Origin of the sequence: Pseudoalteromonas sp. SMS1, from assembly GCF_021530565.1 — a bacterium.
Classification (GTDB): Bacteria; Pseudomonadota; Gammaproteobacteria; order Enterobacterales; family Alteromonadaceae; genus Pseudoalteromonas.
Window position 1 is genome coordinate 197,206 of sequence record NZ_JAKGBI010000005.1, and the last position, 21,522, is coordinate 218,727.

Sequence of the window (21,522 nt, forward strand, 5' to 3'; positions counted from 1 at the left end):
AGCACGGTTGTGCGCCACAGCTCAAAATTCAGTAAGGTAAGAATTAGAAAGCCGCTTGAAAGTTCAAGCGGCTACTAAAATGTGTGAGTCAGCCTGTAAGCCGGGTTCTGTCCCTCTTGCGAGGTGATAATCATTCGTCTAGGCCTAAAATCGCTCTTAGGCTCAAGCAACCTACCCGGTTCCGATGTGGGCCACACCATAAGGAACCCTATTTGGTCTTGCTCCGGGTGGAGTTTACCTTGCAACCGACTGTTACCAGCGGCCCGGTGCGCTCTTACCGCACCCTTTCACCCTTACCAACCGAAGTTGGCGGTCTCCTCTCTGCTGCACTTGTCGTGGGCTTTCACCCCCCAGCCGTTAGCTGGCACCCTGCCCTGTGGAGCCCGGACTTTCCTCCCCTTGATCATTTTCGTCACAAGCAGCGATTATCCGGCCAACTCGCCGCGCATTATACCTGTTTCTAGCCTAAAGCACAGCGGATTTTTTGCTATTCTTCTCTTTGTGCGATTATTGCTTTATATAAAGCATTCTTCTTTAGGCCAAAGTACTCTGCAGCCACACCACATGCCTTTTTCAGCGGCATGTCTGCTTCCAATATCGTGATGAGTTTCTGCGCTTCAGGCGTGATAGCAGCGGTTTCTTTCCCTTTACCTGGCAGCATCAAAACCAACTCTCCGCGTTGACGCTCCGGCTCATCTAACAAGAAAGTGATTAACTCACTTACTGAGCCGCTGAAGAAAGTCTCATACGTTTTTGTCAGCTCCTTGGCAAAAACAACCGGTTGCTGTGCACCCAAAGCATCGGATAAGTCATTCAAGCTGGCCATGATTCGATGTGTACTCTCGTAGATAATACTGGTTATCCCCGACTCATGTGCAGAGACAAAAAATTGCTGCCGTGCTTGGCTTTTTGCTGGCGTAAAACCTAAAAACTGAAATTTATCTGTCGGCAGCCCTGAGCAGCTAACAGCCGCGATGGCGGCACATGCGCCAGGTATAGGCGTCACATGGGCCCCCAACTCACGACATAAGTTCACCACAGCATACCCAGGGTCGCTGATCAGGGGCGTGCCAGCATCCGATACCAATGCGATGTCCTTCCCTTCGTTTAACCACTCTACGATCTGTTGTGCTTTTTGTTTTTCATTATGATCATGCAGCGCAAAGGTTTTTGCTTTAATATTAAAGTGACTGAGTAACTTACCCGTATGGCGTGTGTCTTCGGCAGCAATTAAGTCAACGTCTGCCAACGTTTTCAGCGCCCGTTCACTGATGTCTTCTAGATTACCAATGGGCGTCGCCACGATATAAAGGGTGCCAATTTTGTTTGAGGTTTCGGCTTTTGTCATTGAGCTCTCCAAGATCAGTCAGTAAGATATTCACATACAAAGCGATAAGTGAAGGTATACGCGTGCAACTGAAAAAAATAAGTCTAATTATGGCCATATTGTCGGGGTTATCTGCCTGTGGCACAACCCCTAATAGCACACAACAATCGGTAAGCACGCAAACCGAGGCGAATACACCACCCGTTGTACAACAACTGGACGCTCAGGGACTTTTTGCAAAGGCCCTAAGTAAACAGGGTGCATCACGCATTCAGCTCCTTTATAACGCCCGAGAAGCGGCAATTAAGGAACAAAATTGGCAAGTGCTTGAACAAGCGTGTGTCGAGCTTGAATCAAAAGCGAGCGTGGATCATGTTCAAAACAAACTGTATGTCGCCTTAGCCCGCAAAGAATTAAGGAAATATGAAAGCGCCCATGAAATTCTCAGAAGTGTCAATGAAAGATTGAGACTGCCCGAACACAAGGCATGGCATCAATATCTAAAAGGCAGTATTTTTGCTTCGCAAAAACTGCCCAAAAAAGCACTGGTACATTATTTTCAAAGTGCCGATATCGCCCAGCAAAACAAGCTTGATATTGCGGGTCTTGACGCTGAAATTTGGGGCGCTTTACAGCAACTTTCCTCTTATGCACTAGAACGATTCGACCGCGGCTCTGTCATTCAACAAGGTTGGGTGAAACTGGCCAAATATCACCAAGTCTACCTCGGCTCAACCGTGCAACTGCATCAGGCCATGAACAACTGGCAACGCCGTTATAAAAACCACCCAGGCAGCTTTATCATTCCTACAGAGGTAAAGTCTGATATTAATTTCGCCCCGTATGATGCGAAAAAATTGGCAATATTACTGCCACAGTCTGGCAGTAGTGAGCGTCTGGGAGCTGCGCTGAAGAACGGTTTTCTCGCAGCAATGGATAGAAGTAAAATCTCTGAGATATATTTCATTGATGAGATGGACAGCCTTGATTTAATCGAAAAAAGCCTACAAACGGTCCAAGCCGACTTTATTATCGGCCCGTTGCTAAAACCCAATGTCGTCAAAGTTAAAAGCAGCAGTTTTGTGGCTAACTCTCCAGCAATATTCCTCAACGAGATTGACGCCTCTGACGCTGCGCAGGTGCACACAGAACACTTCTACTTTGCGCTTAACCCGGAGCATGAAGTGGAGCAAGCCATGGTACACTTTTTAGCAAAAGGCTATCAGAAACCCATGCTATTGGCACCGGATACGCCCGCAGGGAAACGCTTGATTGCTCATTTCGATAAACAGTGGCAAACATTTAGCGAAACCGACCCAGAAGTTGGATTTTATTCCAACAGTGAAGATATGGTCGAGGTGATCAGGCAGCTATTAGAAGTGGACAGTTCGAAAACGCGGATAAAAGAGATACGCAGCCTGTTCCGCAGTGAAGTAGAAAGTGAGACTCGCTCAAGAAGAGATTTGGATGCAATATATATATTGGGCGATGCAATCGAAACACGGCTGCTTAAGCCTTACTTGGACGTCAATGTGAGTACATTCTCTGAGCGTATTCCACTTTATGCAAGTTCACGTAGCTACAGTAAGCAAATTGACAAAACCGACAAAGGCGATCTTGAGGGCTTATACTTTACAGAGCTGCCTTGGATGTTGCCTGATGCAGTGAATGAACGAAATTTACGTGAAACTTACGCTAGGCTCTGGCCTGAGCAAGCCGACATAGAGCAACGACTATTTGCGATGGCCTACGATGCACTTAATCTGATCCCTGAACTCAAACAGCTCAATCGGATACCTGGTAAAGAGTTTGAAGGACTAACCGGTGCGCTGAGTATTAAAGAAGCAAATCAAATTCACAGAAAGCTTATTTGGGCACAATATCATAAAAATAAAATCAGACTTGTGAGCTTAGACGAACGCCCACCTATGCCGCTATTTATGCAACACACGGAGTGAGCGTTCACAACTATCGCAAGATATAAATGCCGTAAAAGGATACATCGATGTTAAAAGGACTTTTTAGCAATACACGAGAGAAAGGGCAGCATTTTGAAATAATTGCGGAACAATATTTGGTAAAACAGGGTCTTAAGCCAATAACACGTAATTATTTGTGTCGATTTGGTGAGATAGACCTGATCATGATGGATGCCGACACTTGGGTATTTGTAGAAGTAAAATACCGCAAAGGCGCAGCTTATGGCGGCGCAGTTAATGCACTATCGAATAAAAAGCAACAATGCCTGAGACGCAGTATTTATCAATACACGCAAGATTTTGCCTTGCATAATCGTGCTCTACGCGTAGACTTTGTTGCAATACAGGGGCATAGCCCCCACGCGATACAATGGATAAAGAACGTTTTTTAATATGCAAGAATCTATCAAAGCCATCTTTACCGAGAGCATACAAGCACAAATCGCTGCTGGAGAAGCCGTTGCTGAGCAACTGGAAACCGCCGCCTATGTGATATCACAAACACTTATTAATGGTAATAAATTAATATGCTGTGGCGTGCCCAGTAGTCACATGCTCGCTGAGCATTTTGCAAGTTTACTCATCAATTTCTATGAAACAGAGCGACCATGCTTGCCAGCGATGACGCTCAGCCAATCTAACATTAATTTAAGTGGTCAGGCGCCTAGCACGCATCATGAGCTATTCGCCAGACAAATTAGGGCGGTCGCACAAGAAGGTGACTTACTGTTTGCTATAGCGGTCAATGGTAACGAAAAAGAGGTCATTAGCGCCGTTGAATCAGCACTGACAAAAGACCTGAAAGTCATCGCTTTAACAGGTAATGATGGCGGTGAGTTAACGGGTCTGCTAGGCCCTAATGATGTCGAGATCCGCATGCCCAGTAAACGTGCAAGTCGTATTCTTGAATCACACCTATTTACTGTACACTGCCTTAGTCAGCTTATTGATAATATTCTTTTCCCTCAGGATGATTAGTATGTATTTTAGAGCCATCTTGTTACTTTCTGTTATTGTTTTCATTCAGGGCTGCGCCGTTGCAGTCGTCGCTGGCACCGCTGGAGCCGTCTCCGCAGCGAACGATAGACGCTCTATCGGCTCTCAAATAGACGACAATAGCATTGAAATAAAAGCCACACTTGCACTGAAACAAATTCCACGCCTAGCAAAATATGCAAACATCAATGTTGTCAGTGTTAATGGCATCGTGTTGCTCACTGGACAAGTTGCCAATGCCGACATGCGCGAAGAAGCAACGAGGGCGGTGAATAAGGTATTTGGCGTAAAACGTTTATTGAATCAGGTTAGGATTGGCAGCAACATCGGTCTTTCAACTCAAACTCACGATACTTGGCTGACATCTAAAGTAAAGACACAATTACTCGCTAACGATAACGTGAATGGCAGTAATATCAAGGTTATTACTGAGAATGCGGAAGTCTTTCTGATGGGGATGGTTGACAAAGACGAGGCTGACAGAGCCGTTGATATCGCGCGCAATATCCATGGAGTAGAAAAAGTAATCAAAGCGTTTGAATACCTTTAACACACCAATGGTGATTGAAAAGAAAAAACCTGCAATTGCAGGTTTTTTTAATTATTTTATTACGCGTAAGTGCGCGCCCTTTTTAGGCTTATCTTCACTTGAGCTCGTCTCGGGTGACTGAGAAGGTATAGGTTCCTCTTCACTCGTTTGATGAGCTTCAGGCTCTTCAATGTCTTGGACATACTCTTCTTCAGCGTTTGCGTCTGAGAAGATTGTGCCTTCGCCATTTTCCCTTGCATAAATAGCAAGTACAGCGCCCACAGGCACAAATACCTGCATGGGTTGACCTGAGAAGCGAGCGTTAAAGCTGAGTGCGTCGTTGTCCATCGTGAAGCTATTTGCAGCACCGGGACTGACATTAAGGACAATTTGTCCATCTTGAACAAACTGCACTGGCACTTGGACTTGCGGATAATTTGCATTCACCACAATATGCGGTGTGCATTGATTATCCACAATCCAGTCGTAAAACGCCCTAAGTAAATAAGGTCGATTAGAAGTCATTAGCTGCGGATCTCGCGCTCAATGTCTGTCAAAGATGCTTGGAAAGATTCGCGTTCAAATAAACGCAGCATATAATCTTTCAACTCACCTGCGCCACTGCCATTTAGTTCAATACCTAACTGAGGAAGACGCCATAATAGTGGTGCCATAAAGCAATCAACTAAACTAAACTCTTCACTCATAAAGTATGGCGCTTCACCAAAGATAGGCGCTACAGCAAGCAATGCTTCAGTTAACTCTTTGCGAGCACTTTCAGCATCGTTTCCAGTCATAATTTTATCTGCAAGGCTGTACCAATCACTTTCAATGCGGTGCATCATCAAGCGACTGCGGCCACGCATTACTGGATATACTGGCATTAACGGTGGATGCGGAAAACGCTCATCCAAATATTCCATAATGATATTTGCTTGATACAAACCTAGCTCACGATCGATCAGGGTTGGTACAGTACCATATGGGTTAATCTCGTGTAACGCTTCTGGCAAGTTATCCTTTTCAGCCAGATGAATATCAACACTTACACCTTTTTCTGCTAAAACGATACGTACCTGATGGCTATACATACAGTTTGCACCAGAAAAAAGAGTCATAACTGGGCGCTTGTTGGCAGCTACGGCCATGCCTACCTCCATAAAATAATCACAAAGTAATCAAATCACTTTAAACAGCAATAGGGGCATGCGCCCCTATTACCTATAATCACCATTGAGTGTTCAACTTAATGAACGTCTCTCCAGTACTCTTTCTTCAATAAGAAAGCTAAGATGAAGAAGATTACCAAGAATCCGAGCACTTTGATACCTATTGCCTCAGATTCTAATCGCGAAGGTTCACCCACATAAGCTAAAAAGTTAGTGAGATCCCTTGCTGCTTGGTCATATTCATCATCACTCATCTCACCGGAGCCGTCTGTTTCAACACCCACAATCTTGGTTACAGTGTTACCATTTTCAACCACTTCCTCAGTGATTGGGGTTGGTAAGCCCTGTAATTCCTGAAGAACGTGTGGCATCCCCACAAGTGGAAATACAACATTGTTTACACCAAATGGGCGAGAGTCATCTTTGTAAAATGATTTTAAGTAGGTGTAGATATAATCCGGCGATTTAACGCGAGATATTAACGTTAAGTCTGGAGGCGCTGCACCAAACCACTTCGCAGCATCTTCCTTCGACATTGCGTTAAGGATATGCGAACCCACTTTAGAATCATCAAAGATTAATGTCTCTTTGCCAATGTCAACAGGAATACCAATGTCACGAAAAGTGCGCTCGTAACGCTGATATTGCATCTGATGGCAACCCAAGCAGTAATTCATAAACAACTTGGCACCTCTTTGCAAAGATGCATTGTCCCTCAGGTCAATGTTAGCGTCCATCAAAGGCACTGTTGGACCTGCTGCCATTGTCAAGGTTGGCAGTAATGCGAATAAACCGATCAATAGCTTTTTCATCATTTCGTCAACCTCGTTGGTAGTGGCTTAGTCACTTCATTCTTTGAATACACATACAGTAATACGAAGAACATGAAATATGTCACAGTACAGATCTGAGACAAAATCGTCGAGAATACCGTCTGTGGTGTTGCACCTGCCCACCCTAAGATTAAGAAGGTCACAACAAACTGCGCTATATTCAATTTGTGCCAAATGCTGCGATAACGAATTGAGCGAACTTTTCCTCGGTCTAGCCATGGTAACAGTGCCAACACGACAATCGAAGCGCCCATCGCCACTACGCCTGCTAGTTTATCAGGAATAGCACGTAAAATCGCATAGAAAGGTGTAAAATACCAAACAGGGAAAATATGCTCAGGGGTTTTCAGCGGGTTTGCAGCTTCAAAGTTTGGCGCTTCCAAGAAGAAACCATTCATTTCAGGCATAAAAAACACAACCCAGCAGAATAAAATCAAAAAGCCTGCGACACCCAAAACATCTTTAACAGTGTAATAGGGATGGAATGGGATAGCGTCTATCACATCTTTCTTATTGGTGTAGTATTCATGGAATTTAAATTTAGGCTTATCTTCATCAGCCACAGAGCCTTTCTTTCGCTTAACTTCAATACCGTCAGGGTTATTTGAACCAACTTCGTGCAAAGCTACAATGTGCAAGAAAACTAGAATAACCAACACGAGTGGCAGCGCAATGACATGTAACGCAAAGAAACGGTTCAGAGTTGCACCTGAAATAACATAGTCACCGCGGATCCAAAGCGTTAAATCTTCGCCGATCACGGGTATCGCACCGAATAACGAGATAATGACCTGTGCACCCCAAAATGACATTTGACCCCAAGGTAACAAATAACCCATAAAGGCTTCAGCCATCAGAGCAAGGAAGATCAGCATCCCAAACAACCAAAGAAGCTCCCTTGGTTTCTGGTAAGAGCCGTAAATCATCCCGCGGAACATATGCAAATAAACGACAACAAAAAAGGCCGATGCACCTGTGGAGTGGAGATATCGCAATAACCAGCCATATTCAACATCACGCATGATGTATTCCACAGAGGCGAATGCGCCTTCTGCAGAGGGAACAAAGTTCATCGTTAACCAAATTCCCGTCACAATTTGGTTAACCAATACCAGAATAGCCAAAGAGCCAAAAAGATACCAAAAGTTAAAGTTTTTGGGTGCTGGGTACTGTGCGATGTGCATATTCCAGACGCGCGTCATTGGAATTCGGTCATCAATCCAGTTAACCACTGAACTCACAATACCCCCTGATTTTGCCGTTGTATCAACACCAGCCGATTGTTCTTCGTATTTATCAGTCATTACGCCACCTCTTCTTCTTCACCCACTAAGATAGTAGTGTCATCTAGGAAGGTGTATGGCGGTATCTCTAGGTTCAAAGGTGCAGGCACATTTTGGAAAACTCGCCCAGCCATATCAAACTTAGAACCGTGACACGGACAGAAGAAACCATCTGCAGTGCCCTCTACTTTTTCGCCAAATCCACCATTCATAAATGTTGGAGAACAACCCAAGTGGGTACAAATACCAACCGCAACGAATATTTCCTCTCGCTGAGAACGATAAGTATTTTTTGCCGAGTTAAGCTGTTGAGCCTCATCGGAATTAGGGTCACGAAGTTGACCTTCGTGTTGTTTCATTTGTTCTAGCATTTTTGGTGTGCGATAGATAACCCATACAGGTTTCCCTCGCCACTCAACACGAATTAATTGTCCAGGCTCAAGTTTGCTAATGTCCACTTCTACAGGAGCCCCTGCAGATTTAGCACGCTCACTTGGATTCCAAGACGCAATAAAAGGAACAGCAGCTCCAACCGCACCAACGCCACCTACAACAGAGGTAGCGATAGTTAAAAAGCGACGTCGGCTGTTGTCTACAGGCGCATTGCTCATCCACTTATCTCCACTATGATCCTCAACACTTGCTATATTGAGAACATCAGTTACAGCAGGTTAATTTTAAGATATTTCAAAATAGACGCGATCATAAGTAAAACCCCTATATGTAACAGGGTTATTACTATTCTATTTTAGGTGCTATCAAAGTAATAATTACTTCAAATAACAGCCAAAATTAGAAACGACAGGTTATGATATGACGTCTTACTCAACGATTCCCTGACCAAGATCAACCTCTGCCTATATCGACAGATATTTAATCAGTTCAAATCGTGAATAATTTACTTGCCATGCAAGTGTAGCAAAGAATTTGATGGTTAAACGTTCAAAAGCTCTAACTTTTAGAATTTTTTGAAAGTTCATTATATTGAAGGATCAAAAATGCGGTTAATAGACAGTTTAAAGGTGAGCCGTTCTTGAAAAGAAAAAACCCAGCACAAGGCTGGGTTTTTGCAAATTCTGAAACGTAATAAATTAACGTTTTGAGAACTGTGTCTTCTTACGTGCTTTCTTAAGACCAACTTTCTTACGTTCAACGCGACGAGCGTCACGAGTAACGAAGCCAGCTTTACGTAGAGCTGGACGTAGTGACTCGTCAAACTCCATAAGTGCACGAGTGATACCGTGGCGGATTGCGCCAGCTTGACCAGTCATACCACCACCTGCAACAGTGATGTATAGATCAAACTTCTCAGTTAGTTCAACTAGCTCTAATGGCTGACGAACAACCATACGAGAAGTTTCACGACCGAAGTATTCTTCGATAGAACGTTGATTAATTACGATGTTGCCAGTGCCTGGGCGTAAGAATACGCGAGCACTTGAACTTTTACGACGACCTGTACCGTAGTATTGATTTGCCATGATAGTGCTCCTTAAATGTCTAGAACCTGAGGCTGTTGTGCCGCATGGTTGTGCTCGTTACCAGCGTAAACTTTAAGTTTACGGAACATTTCACGACCTAGAGGACCGCGAGGTAACATGCCTTTAACTGCTTTTTCGATGATCATTTCAGGCTTTTTAGCTTGAAGCTTCTCGAAGTTAACAGACTTAAGACCACCTGGGTAACCAGAGTGAGCGTAATACATTTTGTCCTGAGCTTTGTTACCAGTTACAGTAACTTTCTCAGCGTTGATAACGATGATGTAATCACCAGTGTCAACATGTGGAGTGTACTCAGCCTTGTGCTTACCGCGAAGGCGACGAGCGATTTCAGTAGCAATACGACCTAAAGTTTTACCTTCAGCGTCAACTACGTACCAGTCACGTTTTACAGTTTCTGGTTTAGCAACAAACGTTTTCATTTATAAAATCCAAAGTTTTCAGTTAAAACCACAGGTAGTCAGAGGACTACCGCTCTACTAATGGTGCTTCAACCCCTTCGAGTTTAAGACTTTTTTGCCGCTCAAGTCGGTGGCTAAGCCGACGAGGGCTATAGAACGCAACGTGGCAGGCCGCGGATTATAGCAAGGGTAGTTGGGAAAAACCAGCATGTGGCTGATTTTTCCGCCAGAAATATGAAAGGCCTAAGCGAGGTGCTCTCTGGATAAGTATTCTAGTGACTGCATTTCTTGTAATCGACTGATACAGCGCTTAAATTCGAAATTTAGAGTCCCTTCGGTGTAAATCTCATCGATGGGGGCCTGTGAGGAAATAATCAACGTTACGTTGCGCTCATAAAACTCATCGACCAGCGCGATAAAACGTCTTGCGGCATCATCATTGGACTGCCCCATTTGTTTTACATTGGATAAAATCACGGTGTTATATAGTCGACTGATTTCCATATAATCCACCTGTGAACGAGCGGTTTCACATAGCTGTGTAAAATCAAACATCGCAATACAATCTGACACCTTACGGGTTTTTATCATGCGCCCTTCGATTTCTATTTCTGCCTCAAGTACGCCCGCCTCCGGTGACAACTTATCGAAATATTCAAATAGATTTTGGTCGGCTTGTTCATCCAATGGACTGTGGAATATTTCAGCTGACTCGAGTGTCCTCAAGCGATAATCAATACCAGAATCCACATTGACCACTTCAGTATTGGCTTTGACCAAGGCAATGGCCGGCAGAAAACGTGCACGTTGTAGGCCATTTCTATATAGCTCATCAGGTACGATATTGGATGTCGCGACTAATACGATACCGCGCTCAAATAGCGCCTCCATGAGCCCACCTAACAACATGGCATCAGTAATATCTTGAACAAAGAATTCATCAAAACAGATGATGTCCGTCTCCGATTTAAAAATATCAGCCACCACATTTAGGGGGTTTTTCACTTCGTTTAGCTTTTTCAATTCATCGTGGACGCGGTGCATAAAACGGTGAAAATGCACACGCATTTTGCGCTCTCCAGGTAATGCTTCATAAAATGTATCGACTAGATAAGTTTTACCTCGACCAACACCGCCCCAAAAATACAGGCCTTTTACTGGTTCAGCTGGTTTTTTACTGAATAACTTTGCAAAAAACCCCGTTGGCTTGGCAGGCTGAGCAATCAGATCTTCATATAATCGCTGTAAGTGCCGAACCGCATTTTCCTGCGCGCTGTCGTACTGAAAGTCTTCTCTTTTAAGGTCTTGTTGGTACTTTTCCCAAGGCGTCATCATATTATTTTGTTGAACTGAGCAGTTTTCTTTGTCGCATATATTAACACGCATCCAAACTCAGCGTATATTTAAGCTATCGATAGATAGCATTTTTAGCAAAGAACAAAGGTGGCTTTCACCTTATACAGGAGTATGTATGACAACAATCGCATGGTTGGGTTTATTGATCATCGTGGCGATCAGCGCATTTTTCTTAGGTTCACTGTTCACTAAAAAACAGTTTAAACACGAAGAAATCGAGCAACAAGCAAAACAGGCAGAACAAAATTTAGAGCAGTATCGCCAAGATGTTGCCGATCATTTAGCGAATACCAAAAAGCTAGTTGGTAAGATGCAAGACAACTACAGCCAACTACTGCAACATGTAGAAGAAACAAACCAGCTGTTAATCGAAGAAAAAAACAAAGCGCCAAGCGAGCCATTTTTCTCGAAAGAAACAACAGAACAGTTGCAAGCCTCACTGCGTGCAAGACCTGAAAAACGTCGCAATGATGAATACACTCAAAACAATCCCCCCATGGATTACGCAGAAGGTGAAAGTGGTTTATTTTCAGGGGAACGCTCAAAAACCGAGCAAATAAATACTCCTTGATGAACTTTTTTTTGACCCCATAGTCTGTAGAAATAATTACCGAATAATTTGAGCAGGCATGCCTGCTCAAGGACTCAATCGGCATTATATACACGAATCATCACCGTCAGAGCTGCCTAGTTATCTGCCGATATTGTGTTTATGAAGCTGAGCTACCGCTGTAATTTAGGAGAATTTCCAGACTATGAAATTAAAATTAACTTTATTATCCGCAGCGCTTTTATCTTCTAGCATGCTTTTGCTACCAACCTATTCTGAAGCAAAGCTACCCGTTGCGGTTGACGGACAACAACTTCCTACTTTGGCCCCGATGCTAGAGCGCGTAACTCCCGGTGTAGTGAGTATCCAAGTATCAGGAGCTAAAGAAGTTCGACGCCGTGTTGACCCTTTCGATTTCTTTTTTGGCAACCCTGCCCCAAGAACGCAAAAGCGCCCATTTAGCGGCTTAGGTTCTGGTGTAATTATTGATGCCGACGAAGGGTACGTAGTCACAAACAACCATGTCATAGACGAAGCCGATAATATCATCGTAACCCTTAAAGATGGACGAGAGTTTAAAGCGAAGCTCATTGGCGCAGACAAAGAGTCTGACGTTGCATTATTACAAATTGACAATGACGATTTAACGGAAGTAAAGCTCGCGGACTCTGACAAGCTGCGTGTCGGTGACTTTTCAGTCGCCATCGGCAACCCATTTGGGTTAAGCCATACTGTGACGTCAGGCATTGTCAGTGCACTTGGCCGAAGTGGCCTAAATATCGAAGGGTACGAGGACTTCATTCAGACAGACGCGGCAATAAACCAAGGTAACTCGGGAGGAGCACTGGTTAACCTTAAAGGGGAATTAATTGGTATTAATACTGCTATTCTAGGTGCCTCAGGGGGTAACGTAGGTATTGGATTCGCAATTCCCTCCAATATGATGAAAAACCTCGTAGACCAAATCATCGAATATGGGCAAGTGCGACGGGGTTCTTTGGGCATCGTTGGCCGGACACTCAATGCAGGTCTTGCTGAGGCCCAAGGCTTTGATGTGAAACAAGGTGTTTTCGTACAAGAAGTGACGCCTGACTCAGCTGCTGCCGAAGCAGGTATTAAAGCCAATGATGTGATCACCCGCATTGACGGTGATAAAATTGAAAGCTTTGAAGAGTTGCGCGGTAAAATAGCCACGCTGGGTGAGGGCCGTGAAATCGAGGTGAGTATTCATCGCGATGGGAGAAACCGTAATTTAGATGTCAAATTACAAGGGCAAAATGAACGCCAAGCTCAAGCAGATAGAATACACCCTAGCCTCAGAGGTGCGGTACTTGAAAGTAGTGAGCGCAACGGCAATCAAGGTATTGTGGTCGTCAGTGTTGAAGAGCGCTCACCAGCCGCACGAGTCGGCTTGCAAGAAGGTGATGTGATCATGCAAGTCAATAGGCAGCGGGTCACGACAGTGAGAGAAATGAAACGTTTAATCGATGATATTCAAGGCAATATTGTATTGGGCATTAAACGAGGTAGAGACTCAGTCTTCTATTTGATCCAGTAATTTAGCTAAAAATTTTCTAAGATCTTCGCAGCGGCACTTGTCGCTGCGTTGTTTTATGTCATCATATCTTCTATAGCAAACAAACGTGAATAATAATAAACCGTGCTTCAAATTATCAGAACTGTTTTGCCCCCCATTGCGGCAGGGCTGGGGATTGCACTCCTCATATTATGGTTGACCCCGGAGTTTAGAACTAAAGCGGGCAACCTCAACGTGCCCTATACTGTCCAGCAAATGAGTTTTGCTAATGGGGTGAGTCAAGCTGCACCGGCGGTTGTTACTATTTTTTCTGAAAGCTTCAGCCAAGTGCCCAGATTCAAACGTCAAAACCGCATACAAGAACTGGGCTCTGGTGTAATTATGACGTCGGATGGATACATTCTGACCAATTATCATGTCATTAATAATGCAGACCAAATTATGGTTTTGCTACCCGATGGCAGGCAATACTATGGCGTACTTATTGGCTTTGATACTATTACCGATCTCGCCGTTTTAAAGGTCAATGAAGAACATTTACCAGTCATTCCAGTCAATGACAACATCGCGCCCAGAGTCGGTGACGTCGTACTCGCAATTGGTAATCCGCTTAACCTCGGACAGACCATCACGCAAGGTATCATCAGCGCAACCGGTAAGCAGTCTCTGACTGATAGTCAATATAATAGCTTGCTGCAAACCGACGCAGCCGTCAACGTGGGTAACTCAGGTGGCGCACTGGTCAATTCCAATGGCGTTTTGGTTGGCATCACTTCAGCGCAATTTACCACACGATACAATATCGATATCGAAGGTATTTCTTTTGCTGTCCCTTATAGTTTAGCCAAAGACGTCATGACCAAAATTATTGAAGATGGACGCGTGATACGTGGCTACTTGGGATTTGTGGGTTCTGCTGTAGGCAACGATGGGCAGTTAATCACGGATGTTTATACCCCAATCATGGGACTGAGGATCAGTGAACTGGATCCTCTTGGACCTGCGTGGCAAGCCGGTATGAAAGATGGCGACATTGTCACTAAAGTTGCAGGTAAGGGGATCACAAACCCGCAGCAAACTTTACGTACTATCGGTAATACCGAGCCTGGAACAGCTCTGGAATTTGAGGTGAATCGCAACGGTGAGGTGCTATTCTTTATGGTAGAAGTCGCTGAATTAGAAACCCCATTGTATTAAAAAAGCGAGCTAAGCTCGCTTTTTTTAGTTATGTTTGCGCTTAATATTTGCGCCAAGACGACTCAACTTATCTTCAATCTTCTGATAACCTCTGTCGACGTGGTAAATACGATCAACGACCGTTTCCCCTTCCGCAACAATGCCGGTTAGAATTAGACTTGCCGATGCACGTAAATCCGTCGCCATCACCTGTGCGCCAGATAAATGTTTAGTTTCATCACAAATGGCGGTATTACCTTCCAGGCGAATATTTGCGCCCATACGCTGTAGCTCAGGTACATGCATAAAGCGGTTTTCAAAAATTGTCTCAGTAATGGTTGCGCTGCCATTGGCAACCACATTTAAAGCCGTGAATTGCGCTTGCATGTCTGTAGGAAAACCAGGGTGCGGCATCGTTTTGATGTTAACCGCTTTTAGCTCTCTGTTTTTCATGCTCACGAAAATGCTGTCGTTGCTGATCTCAACCAATGCATTTGCCTGACGCAGCTTCTCTAAAACAGGCTCCAAGCTTGCGTGGTCAGTATTACGACATAGCACTTCTCCATTACTCATCGCAGCCGCCACCAAGAAAGTCCCTGTTTCGATACGATCTGGTAAGATTTTGTGCTCGCAGCCGGTAAGTGAGTCAACTCCTTGAATTTCGATGCGGCTTGATCCAGCGCCGCTTATCTTGGCACCCATCGCGATGAGGCACTCTGCCAAATTCATGATCTCTGGTTCACGCGCCGCATTTTCAAGCACCGTCACGCCATCGGCCAAAGTTGCTGCCATCAATAAATTTTCGGTCGCGCCAACTGAAACCGTTTCCATGATAATTTCGGCGCCTTGCAAGCGTCGACCCTTTGGCGTTTGCGCATTGATATAACCATTCTCAACGCTAATTTGAGCGCCCATTTTTTCAAGGCCAGAGATGTGTAGATCAACAGGTCTTGCACCGATTGCACAGCCTCCAGGTAAGGATACTTGAGCTTCTCCAAATCGCGCTAAAAGAGGACCTAATGCCAGTACCGAAGCCCGCATTTGCTTCACCAACTCATAAGGCGCTAACACCTTATCTACCGTCGAACCATCAACCTCTAGTAGCTCGCCTCGCCATGAGACATCCGCACCTAAAGTTCTAAGCAGCGCTTCTGTTGTTACTATGTCACGAAGCTGCGGCACGTTACTAAAGGTACTTTTACCGTCAGCAAGCAGTGCAGCAAATAAGATAGGAAGAGCCGCATTTTTGGCTCCAGAAATAGTGACTTCACCGTTTAAAGTGGTGCCACCTTGGATAACAAACTGATCCATTGTGGCTCCTATTTATTGTGGCAAGATGAATTTTTGTTCGCGCTGCCACTCGCTCGGAGTAAATGCCTTTATGCTAACCGCATGCATTGTGCCGTCTTTGATCACTTCCATCAAAGGACCGTAAACCATTTGCTCTCTTTTAACACGTCTTAATCCATCAAAACACGCTCCAACTGCAATCACCTCATAATGACTACCATTGGCTTTCACTTTTACCTCTTCTAAGGTCAAAGATTGTTGTAATACCGTTTCGACTTGATTAGTTTCCATTGGACTCACTCAAATAAGTTTGTGACCTGCCCCAATTCCATTAAATTTTGTAATTGTTCAGGTCTATTCTTTAACTCAAGGCGCACGCCTTGTCGTTTTAATTTGCCTAAAGAGTGAATTAACCAAGCTAAACCCGCGGTGTCAACCCTTGAGACCTCACAAAGGTCAAAATAGAGCTCTGACTGCGCATTTTCTAACAATTGATTAAGAAGTGATTCATTTACTAAGGTATCACGGGTTAGTTCACCCGTGACCGCAATCGTATCGTCAGCTGTCTTTTTAAACTGCAGATTAGGCATTGCCATCGTCCCCTCTAAACTGCACAGGCAACTTACTTTTTTTATCTAAAAGCGTAATAACATGCTCAATCCCTTGTTGACGCAAAATACCATGTAGCTCACTTTGCTTTGCATCGAGTAAACTGATCCCTTCTGCCATCATATCAAAAGCACGCCACTCACCATTTTTGTTTTTACGCACTTTAAAATCGATTTTAATGTCCGGCTTTCCCGCTTCAACAATTTTCGTTTTAACAGTCGCCACAGATTGTGAGCCCAGTGCACGAGGCGCTTCAAATTCAACTTTTTGATCCGTGTATTGAGTAAATACCCCTGCATAAGTCGCAACTAGGTAATCTCTGAATACGTCAATAAAAGCCTTAATATTCTTAACTGCTTGCGCCTTTTCCTTTGGATCTTTAATAGTCCGTACCTTTTGAATATAACTACCCAAAACACGATAAGCCGCATATTTGTAATCAATGTATGGCAGTAATTCCTGCTCTACAATCAACCTCAAATGCTCTTTGTCTTTTGTGATAATCGCCTGATCCCGCGCGACACGTTTAAAAGTATTGTCGGCAACTTGTTGTACCATTTTATATGGGTCACTCAAATCAACCGTATCAGCTTTAATTGATTGCGCCCAAAATAACAGCACCATCAAGCAGGTCACTAAGAAAGCATTGTTTTTTAATATCATGATTTACTCACTTCCTTGGTTAAATAAAAATTGCCCTATCAGCTCTTCCAGTACCAAAGCAGATTTTGTATCAGTAATTAAATCACCGTTTTTCAGTGCCTTACTTTCTACACCAAACAGATCATCTAAATCCATCTCATCTTGGTTAACGACTTCATTGCCCAAACAAGTCTGCTTTGCAGAGTCCGATGCGATTACCGGTGAAATACCTAAGTACTGTTCACCTAAAATGCCCGATGTTAAGATAGACACCGATGTTGTATCCGAAAACTGGCATTCATATGTCTTGTCAATGCTCATACTCACCACAGGGACAAATTCTTCTGGGTGGATTTGGATACCATCAACTCGGCCAATCACCACGCCACCGACTTTGATCGGCGCACGTGTTTTTAACGAACCTATATTGTCAAACTTAGCCTGTAAGGTATAAGTTTCACCATTGCCACTAATACCAGCATTAGCCACTTTCATCGCCAACATAACAAATGCTGCAACACCTAGAGCCACAAATAGGCCCACTAATATTTCTATTTTCCGTGTATTCATTACCCAAAACCCTTAACTAGAAAACATCACTGCTGTGAGTACGAAATCAAACCCTAAAACAGCCAGCGAAGAGTGCACAACGGTTTCCGTTGTTGCTTTGCTGATCCCTTCTGACGTTGGGATACAGTCATACCCTTTGTAAAGTGCAATCCACGTTACAATTAACGCAAAAACAAAACTCTTTATTAGCCCATTCATTATATCTTGCTGCAGAGATACCTGAGATTGCATTATCGACCAAAAGCTACCAGAGTCGACCCCCAGCCAATCTACGCCAACTAAATGAGCCCCCAATATAGCAACAGCTGAAAAAATAAGTGCAAGCAGCGGCATACTAATAAAACCAGCCCAAAATCGAGGGGCAACTACGCGTTTAAGCGGGTCAACGGCCATCATTTCAAGACTGGACAATTGCTCAGTCGCTTTCATTAAACCGATCTCAGCTGTAAGCGCACTACCTGCACGACCCGCAAAAAGTAATGCGGTCACAACCGGACCTAGCTCTCTTAATAAACTTAATGCAACCAAGGGGCCCAAGCTATCTTCTGCACCATAGCCAACCAATACTGTATAACCCTGAAGCGCCAGCACCATGCCAATGAAGAGCCCTGATACCATAATAATAAGTAACGATTGGTGACCTACCATATATAGTTGCTTAATAAGCAACGGTGTACCTTTGCGTACATTGGGCACATTCAATAATGCACCCAATAACATTTGAGTAGCACGACCGATTGAAGCGAATCGGCTCAGCGTTTTGTGGCCTAATTTCTGAAGCAAATCTATCACTGTATGCCTCCACTCAATAATTCTTCTTCATACGGTGCAGCATTAAAATGGAAAGGCACAGGACCATCTGCAAGTCCTTGTAAAAACTGTTGCACAAGCGGAGAGCTGTGCGCCAACATTTGCTCCGGTGTACCACTGCCAATAACACCTTGTTCAGCAATTATCACGACATGATCTGCAATACTCATCACTTCTGTTACATCATGCGTTACAATTAAAGAGGACAACCCCAGTACTTCGTTGAGTGATTTAATCATACGTACTAATACCCCCATAGAAATTGGGTCTTGACCAGCAAATGGTTCATCGTACATGATTAACTCGGGATCCAATGCGATTGCGCGCGCAAGCGCCGCCCGTCTTGCCATCCCTCCGGACAGTTCTGATGGCATCAAATCCCTCGCCCCGCGAAGACCCACCGCTTGAAGCTTCATTAGAACCACTAAGCGAATCAAGTCCTCACTCAGCTGCGTGTGTTCACGTAAAGGAAATGCGACATTGTCAAACACTGACATGTCGGTAAATAATGCTCCACTTTGAAACAACATGCTCATTTGCTTACGCGCGTGATAAAGCTCTGTGCGCGACATTGCAGGTACACTGTCCCCTTGGAACGTAATATCCCCACTGTCTGGGCGTAATTGCCCACCTATCAGACGCAACATGGTTGTTTTACCAATACCACTTGGCCCCATGATGGCTGTAATTTTACCTCTCGGTACAGAAAAGCTCATATTCTTGTATATGACCCTATCACCACGAGAAAAGGTTACATCCTTGACTTCAACGATTGACTGCGACAAGTCGCTCTCCATATATCGATTTCACCAATTGCTGAATGATACTTTTTTTTATCACAAGATGGAAAACGCAAATTGGTAAAATTTTGTAATTGAAATTGTTAAAGCTCCCCACAAAGCATAAGCAATATGTTGTTTTCTGGGTAATGGCACATATCCGATACGAGATTATTTATACATTTGATATTGCATTTGATAATATTTGTCGCACTTTAATTAAGTTACTCGGCATAGGCTTCATGGTTTTATCTTTTGTCATTCTTATCTTAGGTTTTGTCGCGCTAGTTTGGAGTGCGGACCGATTCGTATTTGGAGCAGCAGCGTTAGCTAAAAATTTTGGTGTCCCAACCCTGATTGTTGGCCTTACAATTGTCGCTATGGGGTCTTCAGCACCAGAAATGATGGTGGCAGCACAGGCGGCCTTATCGGATAAAACAGACACTGCAGTAGGTAATGCCGTAGGCTCAAACATTGCGAATATATTTTTAGTACTAGGTATCACGGCCCTTCTTCGTCCTTTAGCCGTGGGTTCAGGGATCCTAAGAAGAGAAATGCCCATATTAGTTATCGTTTCTCTTGGGGCTTGGTACATCGTCAGTGACAATTACTTTAGCTTCGCTGAAGGCGCTGCGTTACTTGCTGGATTTGCCATATTTATTTTGAGTCTCATTTACATAACGAAAAAAAGTAGCGGTGCAACAGATGACGACCCCTTAGTCGCGGAAGCTTGCGATGAGGTGCCCAATGACGTACCTACTGGGAAAGCCATTTTTTGGCTACTTGTCGGTATGGTGATATTACCAATCAGTGCTGATATTTTGGTAGATTCAGCCGTGGATATCGCGAAGTTTTTTGGCATGAGCGATCTACTCATCGGATTAACCATCATCGCAATTGGAACAAGCCTTCCTGAACTGGCGGCCTGTATCGCCGGTGTACTGAAAAACGAAGATGACCTCGCGTTGGGTAATATTATCGGCTCCAATATTTTTAATATCTTGGCAGTGTTGTCCATTGCAGGCTTGTTAAATCCTGCACAGCTCGACTTGAATATTTCCACCAGGGACATCTTTGTCATGCTGGGCGCTACAGCAGCGCTTATTTTAATGAGCCTCAATTTCAAAGGTAAAAGACAAATTAACCGTTTTGAAGGGGGCTTACTTTTGGCTGCTTTCATTGCGTATATGTATGTCATTATTTAGGTACAAAGAATGAATAAGCCGTCATTTGTCGAAACCGCAAAGCGTGTATTAGAAATAGAACAACAAGCGTTAAAAGAGCTTGAGCAGTTTATCAATGACCATTTTGTTGCTGCGTGCAACTTAATGCTCCATTGTCAGGGCCGAGTCATCGTTATAGGTATGGGTAAATCAGGCCACGTTGGCAATAAAATTGCGGCAACATTAGCCAGCACAGGCACGCCATCATTCTTTGTTCACCCAGGCGAAGCGAGCCATGGTGATCTGGGGATGATCACGGCGGATGATGTCGTACTCATGCTATCTAACTCTGGAGAGACAGGAGAAGTCGTAGGCATCATCCCGGTTATCAAGCGCATTGGTGCGCAGGTAATTAGTATGACGGGCAATGAGCAATCTACAATGGCACAACTTGCCGATATTCATTTGTGTATCAAAGTCTCTCAAGAAGCCTGTCCGCTGGGCCTCGCACCAACGGCGAGCACCACAGCGACACTTGCGATGGGCGATGCATTGGCCGTGGCCCTGCTAGAAGCAAGAGGATTTACAGCAGATGACTTTGCCCTATCTCACCCTGGCGGCAGCTTGGGTAAGAAGCTGTTATTGACGCTCAACGATATTATGCACAAAGGCAAAGACATACCTATAACCCTGAAGGGAAGCTCGATAAAGGACGCCTTATTTGAAATGTCCGCAAAGGGACTCGGCATGACCGCCATCGTCGATCCACAAGGTTTGTTATGTGGCTTATTCACCGATGGAGACTTACGTCGTGTTATTGAACAAAAAATTGACTTACACACTGACACCATTGATTCAGTTATGACTATCTGCTGTACTACAGCGATGCCTGACATGTTGGCAGCTGAAGCCCTCAACATCATGGAAAAGAAACGAATTAACGGCCTGATAGTGATAGATGAACACAATCGTCCCGTCGGCGCCTTAAATACTCAAGACTTACTGCGCGCAGGGGTTTTATAAC

25 protein-coding genes and 1 other RNA gene are annotated in these 21,522 nt (G+C 44.2%); 9 read left to right on the plus strand and 17 right to left on the minus strand.

From position 1 onward, the window contains the following. Nucleotides 1–80: 80 nt before the first annotated feature. Nucleotides 81–441, minus strand: an RNA gene (gene rnpB, locus L1286_RS08275) — RNase P RNA component class A. 46 nt (nucleotides 442–487) lie between these two features. After that, nucleotides 488–1,348 (minus strand): 16S rRNA (cytidine(1402)-2'-O)-methyltransferase, encoded by an 861-nt coding sequence (rsmI, locus tag L1286_RS08280; RefSeq protein ID WP_235406429.1) that lies wholly within the window; start codon nucleotides 1,346–1,348, stop codon nucleotides 488–490. 62 nt (nucleotides 1,349–1,410) lie between these two features. Between rsmI and L1286_RS08285 the strand changes: the two genes are divergently transcribed. From L1286_RS08285 to dolP, 4 genes are read left to right on the plus strand one after another with little or no spacing between them, the layout of a single operon-like run. Further along, nucleotides 1,411–3,285 (plus strand): penicillin-binding protein activator, encoded by a 1,875-nt coding sequence (locus tag L1286_RS08285; protein ID WP_235406430.1) that lies wholly within the window; start codon nucleotides 1,411–1,413, stop codon nucleotides 3,283–3,285. A gap of 47 nt (nucleotides 3,286–3,332) precedes the next feature. Continuing rightward, nucleotides 3,333–3,698: a YraN family protein gene (locus L1286_RS08290; protein ID WP_235406431.1), complete on the plus strand. Its 366-nt coding sequence runs from the start codon at nucleotides 3,333–3,335 to the stop codon at nucleotides 3,696–3,698. A 1-nt stretch (nucleotide 3,699) separates the two neighbouring features. Then, nucleotides 3,700–4,284 carry an SIS domain-containing protein gene (locus L1286_RS08295; protein WP_235406432.1) on the plus strand — a complete coding sequence of 195 codons (585 nt, stop codon included), beginning with the start codon at nucleotides 3,700–3,702 and terminating at the stop codon, nucleotides 4,282–4,284. A gap of 1 nt (nucleotide 4,285) precedes the next feature. Beyond that, entirely contained in the window at nucleotides 4,286–4,852 is a 567-nt protein-coding gene (dolP, locus tag L1286_RS08300) for a division/outer membrane stress-associated lipid-binding lipoprotein (RefSeq protein ID WP_235406433.1), read from the plus strand. Nucleotides 4,853–4,903: 51 nt separating this feature from the next. On the opposite strand, the gene L1286_RS08305 is transcribed toward dolP, so the two are convergent. The 8 genes from L1286_RS08305 to zapE all read right to left on the minus strand — a co-directional run bounded on the left by L1286_RS08305 (nucleotide 4,904) and on the right by zapE (nucleotide 11,348). After that, on the minus strand, nucleotides 4,904–5,356 hold the full coding sequence (locus L1286_RS08305; protein WP_235406434.1) for a ClpXP protease specificity-enhancing factor: 453 nt from the start codon (nucleotides 5,354–5,356) through the stop codon (nucleotides 4,904–4,906). Next, the gene (sspA, locus tag L1286_RS08310; RefSeq protein ID WP_235406435.1) at nucleotides 5,356–5,979 is read right to left on the minus strand and encodes a stringent starvation protein SspA; all 624 of its coding nucleotides are present in this window, start codon (nucleotides 5,977–5,979) and stop codon (nucleotides 5,356–5,358) included. The genes L1286_RS08305 and sspA overlap by 1 nt, the downstream gene beginning before the upstream one ends. 98 nt (nucleotides 5,980–6,077) lie before the next feature. After that, on the minus strand, nucleotides 6,078–6,815 hold the full coding sequence (locus L1286_RS08315; RefSeq protein WP_235406436.1) for a cytochrome c1: 738 nt from the start codon (nucleotides 6,813–6,815) through the stop codon (nucleotides 6,078–6,080). Further along, the gene (locus L1286_RS08320; RefSeq protein WP_268832177.1) at nucleotides 6,812–8,035 is read right to left on the minus strand and encodes a cytochrome b N-terminal domain-containing protein; all 1,224 of its coding nucleotides are present in this window, start codon (nucleotides 8,033–8,035) and stop codon (nucleotides 6,812–6,814) included. The genes L1286_RS08315 and L1286_RS08320 overlap by 4 nt, the downstream gene beginning before the upstream one ends. Before the next feature lie 101 nt (nucleotides 8,036–8,136). Continuing rightward, the gene (petA, locus tag L1286_RS08325) at nucleotides 8,137–8,727 is read right to left on the minus strand and encodes a ubiquinol-cytochrome c reductase iron-sulfur subunit (protein ID WP_235406437.1); all 591 of its coding nucleotides are present in this window, start codon (nucleotides 8,725–8,727) and stop codon (nucleotides 8,137–8,139) included. A gap of 480 nt (nucleotides 8,728–9,207) precedes the next feature. Then, nucleotides 9,208–9,600 (minus strand): 30S ribosomal protein S9, encoded by a 393-nt coding sequence (rpsI, locus tag L1286_RS08330; protein WP_235406539.1) that lies wholly within the window; start codon nucleotides 9,598–9,600, stop codon nucleotides 9,208–9,210. Between the two features lie 8 nt (nucleotides 9,601–9,608). Continuing rightward, the gene (gene rplM, locus L1286_RS08335; protein WP_235406438.1) at nucleotides 9,609–10,037 is read right to left on the minus strand and encodes a 50S ribosomal protein L13; all 429 of its coding nucleotides are present in this window, start codon (nucleotides 10,035–10,037) and stop codon (nucleotides 9,609–9,611) included. Between the two features lie 222 nt (nucleotides 10,038–10,259). After that, complete coding sequence (gene zapE / locus L1286_RS08340; RefSeq protein WP_235406540.1) at nucleotides 10,260–11,348, minus strand: cell division protein ZapE; 1,089 nt, start codon at nucleotides 11,346–11,348, stop codon at nucleotides 10,260–10,262. A gap of 139 nt (nucleotides 11,349–11,487) precedes the next feature. On the opposite strand from zapE, the gene L1286_RS08345 reads away from it, so the two are divergent. The 3 genes from L1286_RS08345 to L1286_RS08355 all read left to right on the plus strand — a co-directional run bounded on the left by L1286_RS08345 (nucleotide 11,488) and on the right by L1286_RS08355 (nucleotide 14,656). Next, nucleotides 11,488–11,943 carry a YhcB family protein gene (locus L1286_RS08345; protein WP_235406439.1) on the plus strand — a complete coding sequence of 152 codons (456 nt, stop codon included), beginning with the start codon at nucleotides 11,488–11,490 and terminating at the stop codon, nucleotides 11,941–11,943. A 184-nt stretch (nucleotides 11,944–12,127) separates the two neighbouring features. Then, nucleotides 12,128–13,480 carry a DegQ family serine endoprotease gene (locus tag L1286_RS08350; protein ID WP_235406440.1) on the plus strand — a complete coding sequence of 451 codons (1,353 nt, stop codon included), beginning with the start codon at nucleotides 12,128–12,130 and terminating at the stop codon, nucleotides 13,478–13,480. 234 nt (nucleotides 13,481–13,714) lie between these two features. Then, the gene (locus L1286_RS08355; protein WP_268832180.1) at nucleotides 13,715–14,656 is read left to right on the plus strand and encodes a trypsin-like peptidase domain-containing protein; all 942 of its coding nucleotides are present in this window, start codon (nucleotides 13,715–13,717) and stop codon (nucleotides 14,654–14,656) included. A gap of 24 nt (nucleotides 14,657–14,680) precedes the next feature. On the opposite strand, the gene murA is transcribed toward L1286_RS08355, so the two are convergent. Genes murA through L1286_RS08390 form a run of 7 tightly spaced genes read right to left on the minus strand, consistent with a single transcriptional unit; the run spans nucleotide 14,681 to nucleotide 19,353 of the window. Continuing rightward, nucleotides 14,681–15,946, minus strand: a complete 1,266-nt coding sequence (gene murA, locus L1286_RS08360; RefSeq protein ID WP_235406442.1) for a UDP-N-acetylglucosamine 1-carboxyvinyltransferase — start codon at nucleotides 15,944–15,946, stop codon at nucleotides 14,681–14,683. A gap of 12 nt (nucleotides 15,947–15,958) precedes the next feature. Further along, the gene (locus tag L1286_RS08365) at nucleotides 15,959–16,216 is read right to left on the minus strand and encodes a BolA family protein (protein ID WP_235406443.1); all 258 of its coding nucleotides are present in this window, start codon (nucleotides 16,214–16,216) and stop codon (nucleotides 15,959–15,961) included. 5 nt (nucleotides 16,217–16,221) lie between these two features. Continuing rightward, a complete protein-coding gene (locus L1286_RS08370; protein ID WP_442961694.1) occupies nucleotides 16,222–16,515 on the minus strand; it encodes an STAS domain-containing protein in 294 nt (97 codons plus the stop codon). Beyond that, nucleotides 16,508–17,158, minus strand: coding sequence for an MlaC/ttg2D family ABC transporter substrate-binding protein (locus tag L1286_RS08375; protein WP_235406541.1), 651 nt, complete (start codon nucleotides 17,156–17,158; stop codon nucleotides 16,508–16,510). Before L1286_RS08375 ends, L1286_RS08370 begins: the two co-directional genes overlap by 8 nt. 42 nt (nucleotides 17,159–17,200) lie before the next feature. Beyond that, nucleotides 17,201–17,746 (minus strand): outer membrane lipid asymmetry maintenance protein MlaD, encoded by a 546-nt coding sequence (gene mlaD, locus L1286_RS08380; protein WP_235406445.1) that lies wholly within the window; start codon nucleotides 17,744–17,746, stop codon nucleotides 17,201–17,203. A gap of 12 nt (nucleotides 17,747–17,758) precedes the next feature. Beyond that, a complete protein-coding gene (gene mlaE / locus L1286_RS08385; protein WP_235406446.1) occupies nucleotides 17,759–18,538 on the minus strand; it encodes a lipid asymmetry maintenance ABC transporter permease subunit MlaE in 780 nt (259 codons plus the stop codon). Then, nucleotides 18,535–19,353, minus strand: coding sequence for an ATP-binding cassette domain-containing protein (locus L1286_RS08390; RefSeq protein ID WP_235406447.1), 819 nt, complete (start codon nucleotides 19,351–19,353; stop codon nucleotides 18,535–18,537). The genes mlaE and L1286_RS08390 overlap by 4 nt, the downstream gene beginning before the upstream one ends. Nucleotides 19,354–19,577: 224 nt before the next feature. On the opposite strand from L1286_RS08390, the gene L1286_RS08395 reads away from it, so the two are divergent. Together L1286_RS08395 and L1286_RS08400 are read left to right on the plus strand one after the other, a co-directional pair. Beyond that, the gene (locus L1286_RS08395; protein WP_235406542.1) at nucleotides 19,578–20,540 is read left to right on the plus strand and encodes a calcium/sodium antiporter; all 963 of its coding nucleotides are present in this window, start codon (nucleotides 19,578–19,580) and stop codon (nucleotides 20,538–20,540) included. A 9-nt stretch (nucleotides 20,541–20,549) separates the two neighbouring features. Next, entirely contained in the window at nucleotides 20,550–21,521 is a 972-nt protein-coding gene (locus L1286_RS08400; protein WP_235406448.1) for a KpsF/GutQ family sugar-phosphate isomerase, read from the plus strand. Nucleotide 21,522 lies beyond the last annotated feature (1 nt).

Excerpts from the sequence above, each read along its gene's own strand:
- sspA (WP_235406435.1), bottom strand. The coding sequence starts at position 5,979 with ATGGCCGTAGCTGCCAACAAGCGCCCAGTTATGACTCTTTTTTCTGGT.
- mlaD (WP_235406445.1), bottom strand. The coding sequence starts at position 17,746 with ATGAATACACGGAAAATAGAAATATTAGTGGGCCTATTTGTGGCTCTA.
- murA (WP_235406442.1), bottom strand. The coding sequence starts at position 15,946 with ATGGATCAGTTTGTTATCCAAGGTGGCACCACTTTAAACGGTGAAGTC.
- petA (WP_235406437.1), bottom strand. The coding sequence starts at position 8,727 with ATGAGCAATGCGCCTGTAGACAACAGCCGACGTCGCTTTTTAACTATC.
- L1286_RS08315 (WP_235406436.1), bottom strand. The coding sequence starts at position 6,815 with ATGATGAAAAAGCTATTGATCGGTTTATTCGCATTACTGCCAACCTTG.
- dolP (WP_235406433.1), top strand. The coding sequence starts at position 4,286 with ATGTATTTTAGAGCCATCTTGTTACTTTCTGTTATTGTTTTCATTCAG.
- L1286_RS08305 (WP_235406434.1), bottom strand. The coding sequence starts at position 5,356 with ATGACTTCTAATCGACCTTATTTACTTAGGGCGTTTTACGACTGGATT.
- L1286_RS08295 (WP_235406432.1), top strand. The coding sequence starts at position 3,700 with ATGCAAGAATCTATCAAAGCCATCTTTACCGAGAGCATACAAGCACAA.
- L1286_RS08345 (WP_235406439.1), top strand. The coding sequence starts at position 11,488 with ATGACAACAATCGCATGGTTGGGTTTATTGATCATCGTGGCGATCAGC.
- L1286_RS08390 (WP_235406447.1), bottom strand. The coding sequence starts at position 19,353 with ATGGAGAGCGACTTGTCGCAGTCAATCGTTGAAGTCAAGGATGTAACC.
- rplM (WP_235406438.1), bottom strand. The coding sequence starts at position 10,037 with ATGAAAACGTTTGTTGCTAAACCAGAAACTGTAAAACGTGACTGGTAC.
- zapE (WP_235406540.1), bottom strand. The coding sequence starts at position 11,348 with ATGACGCCTTGGGAAAAGTACCAACAAGACCTTAAAAGAGAAGACTTT.
- rsmI (WP_235406429.1), bottom strand. The coding sequence starts at position 1,348 with ATGACAAAAGCCGAAACCTCAAACAAAATTGGCACCCTTTATATCGTG.
- L1286_RS08395 (WP_235406542.1), top strand. The coding sequence starts at position 19,578 with ATGGTTTTATCTTTTGTCATTCTTATCTTAGGTTTTGTCGCGCTAGTT.
- L1286_RS08365 (WP_235406443.1), bottom strand. The coding sequence starts at position 16,216 with ATGGAAACTAATCAAGTCGAAACGGTATTACAACAATCTTTGACCTTA.
- L1286_RS08350 (WP_235406440.1), top strand. The coding sequence starts at position 12,128 with ATGAAATTAAAATTAACTTTATTATCCGCAGCGCTTTTATCTTCTAGC.
- L1286_RS08400 (WP_235406448.1), top strand. The coding sequence starts at position 20,550 with ATGAATAAGCCGTCATTTGTCGAAACCGCAAAGCGTGTATTAGAAATA.
- L1286_RS08370 (WP_442961694.1), bottom strand. The coding sequence starts at position 16,515 with ATGCCTAATCTGCAGTTTAAAAAGACAGCTGACGATACGATTGCGGTC.
- L1286_RS08290 (WP_235406431.1), top strand. The coding sequence starts at position 3,333 with ATGTTAAAAGGACTTTTTAGCAATACACGAGAGAAAGGGCAGCATTTT.
- L1286_RS08375 (WP_235406541.1), bottom strand. The coding sequence starts at position 17,158 with ATGGTGCTGTTATTTTGGGCGCAATCAATTAAAGCTGATACGGTTGAT.
- L1286_RS08355 (WP_268832180.1), top strand. The coding sequence starts at position 13,715 with ATGAGTTTTGCTAATGGGGTGAGTCAAGCTGCACCGGCGGTTGTTACT.
- L1286_RS08320 (WP_268832177.1), bottom strand. The coding sequence starts at position 8,035 with ATGACGCGCGTCTGGAATATGCACATCGCACAGTACCCAGCACCCAAA.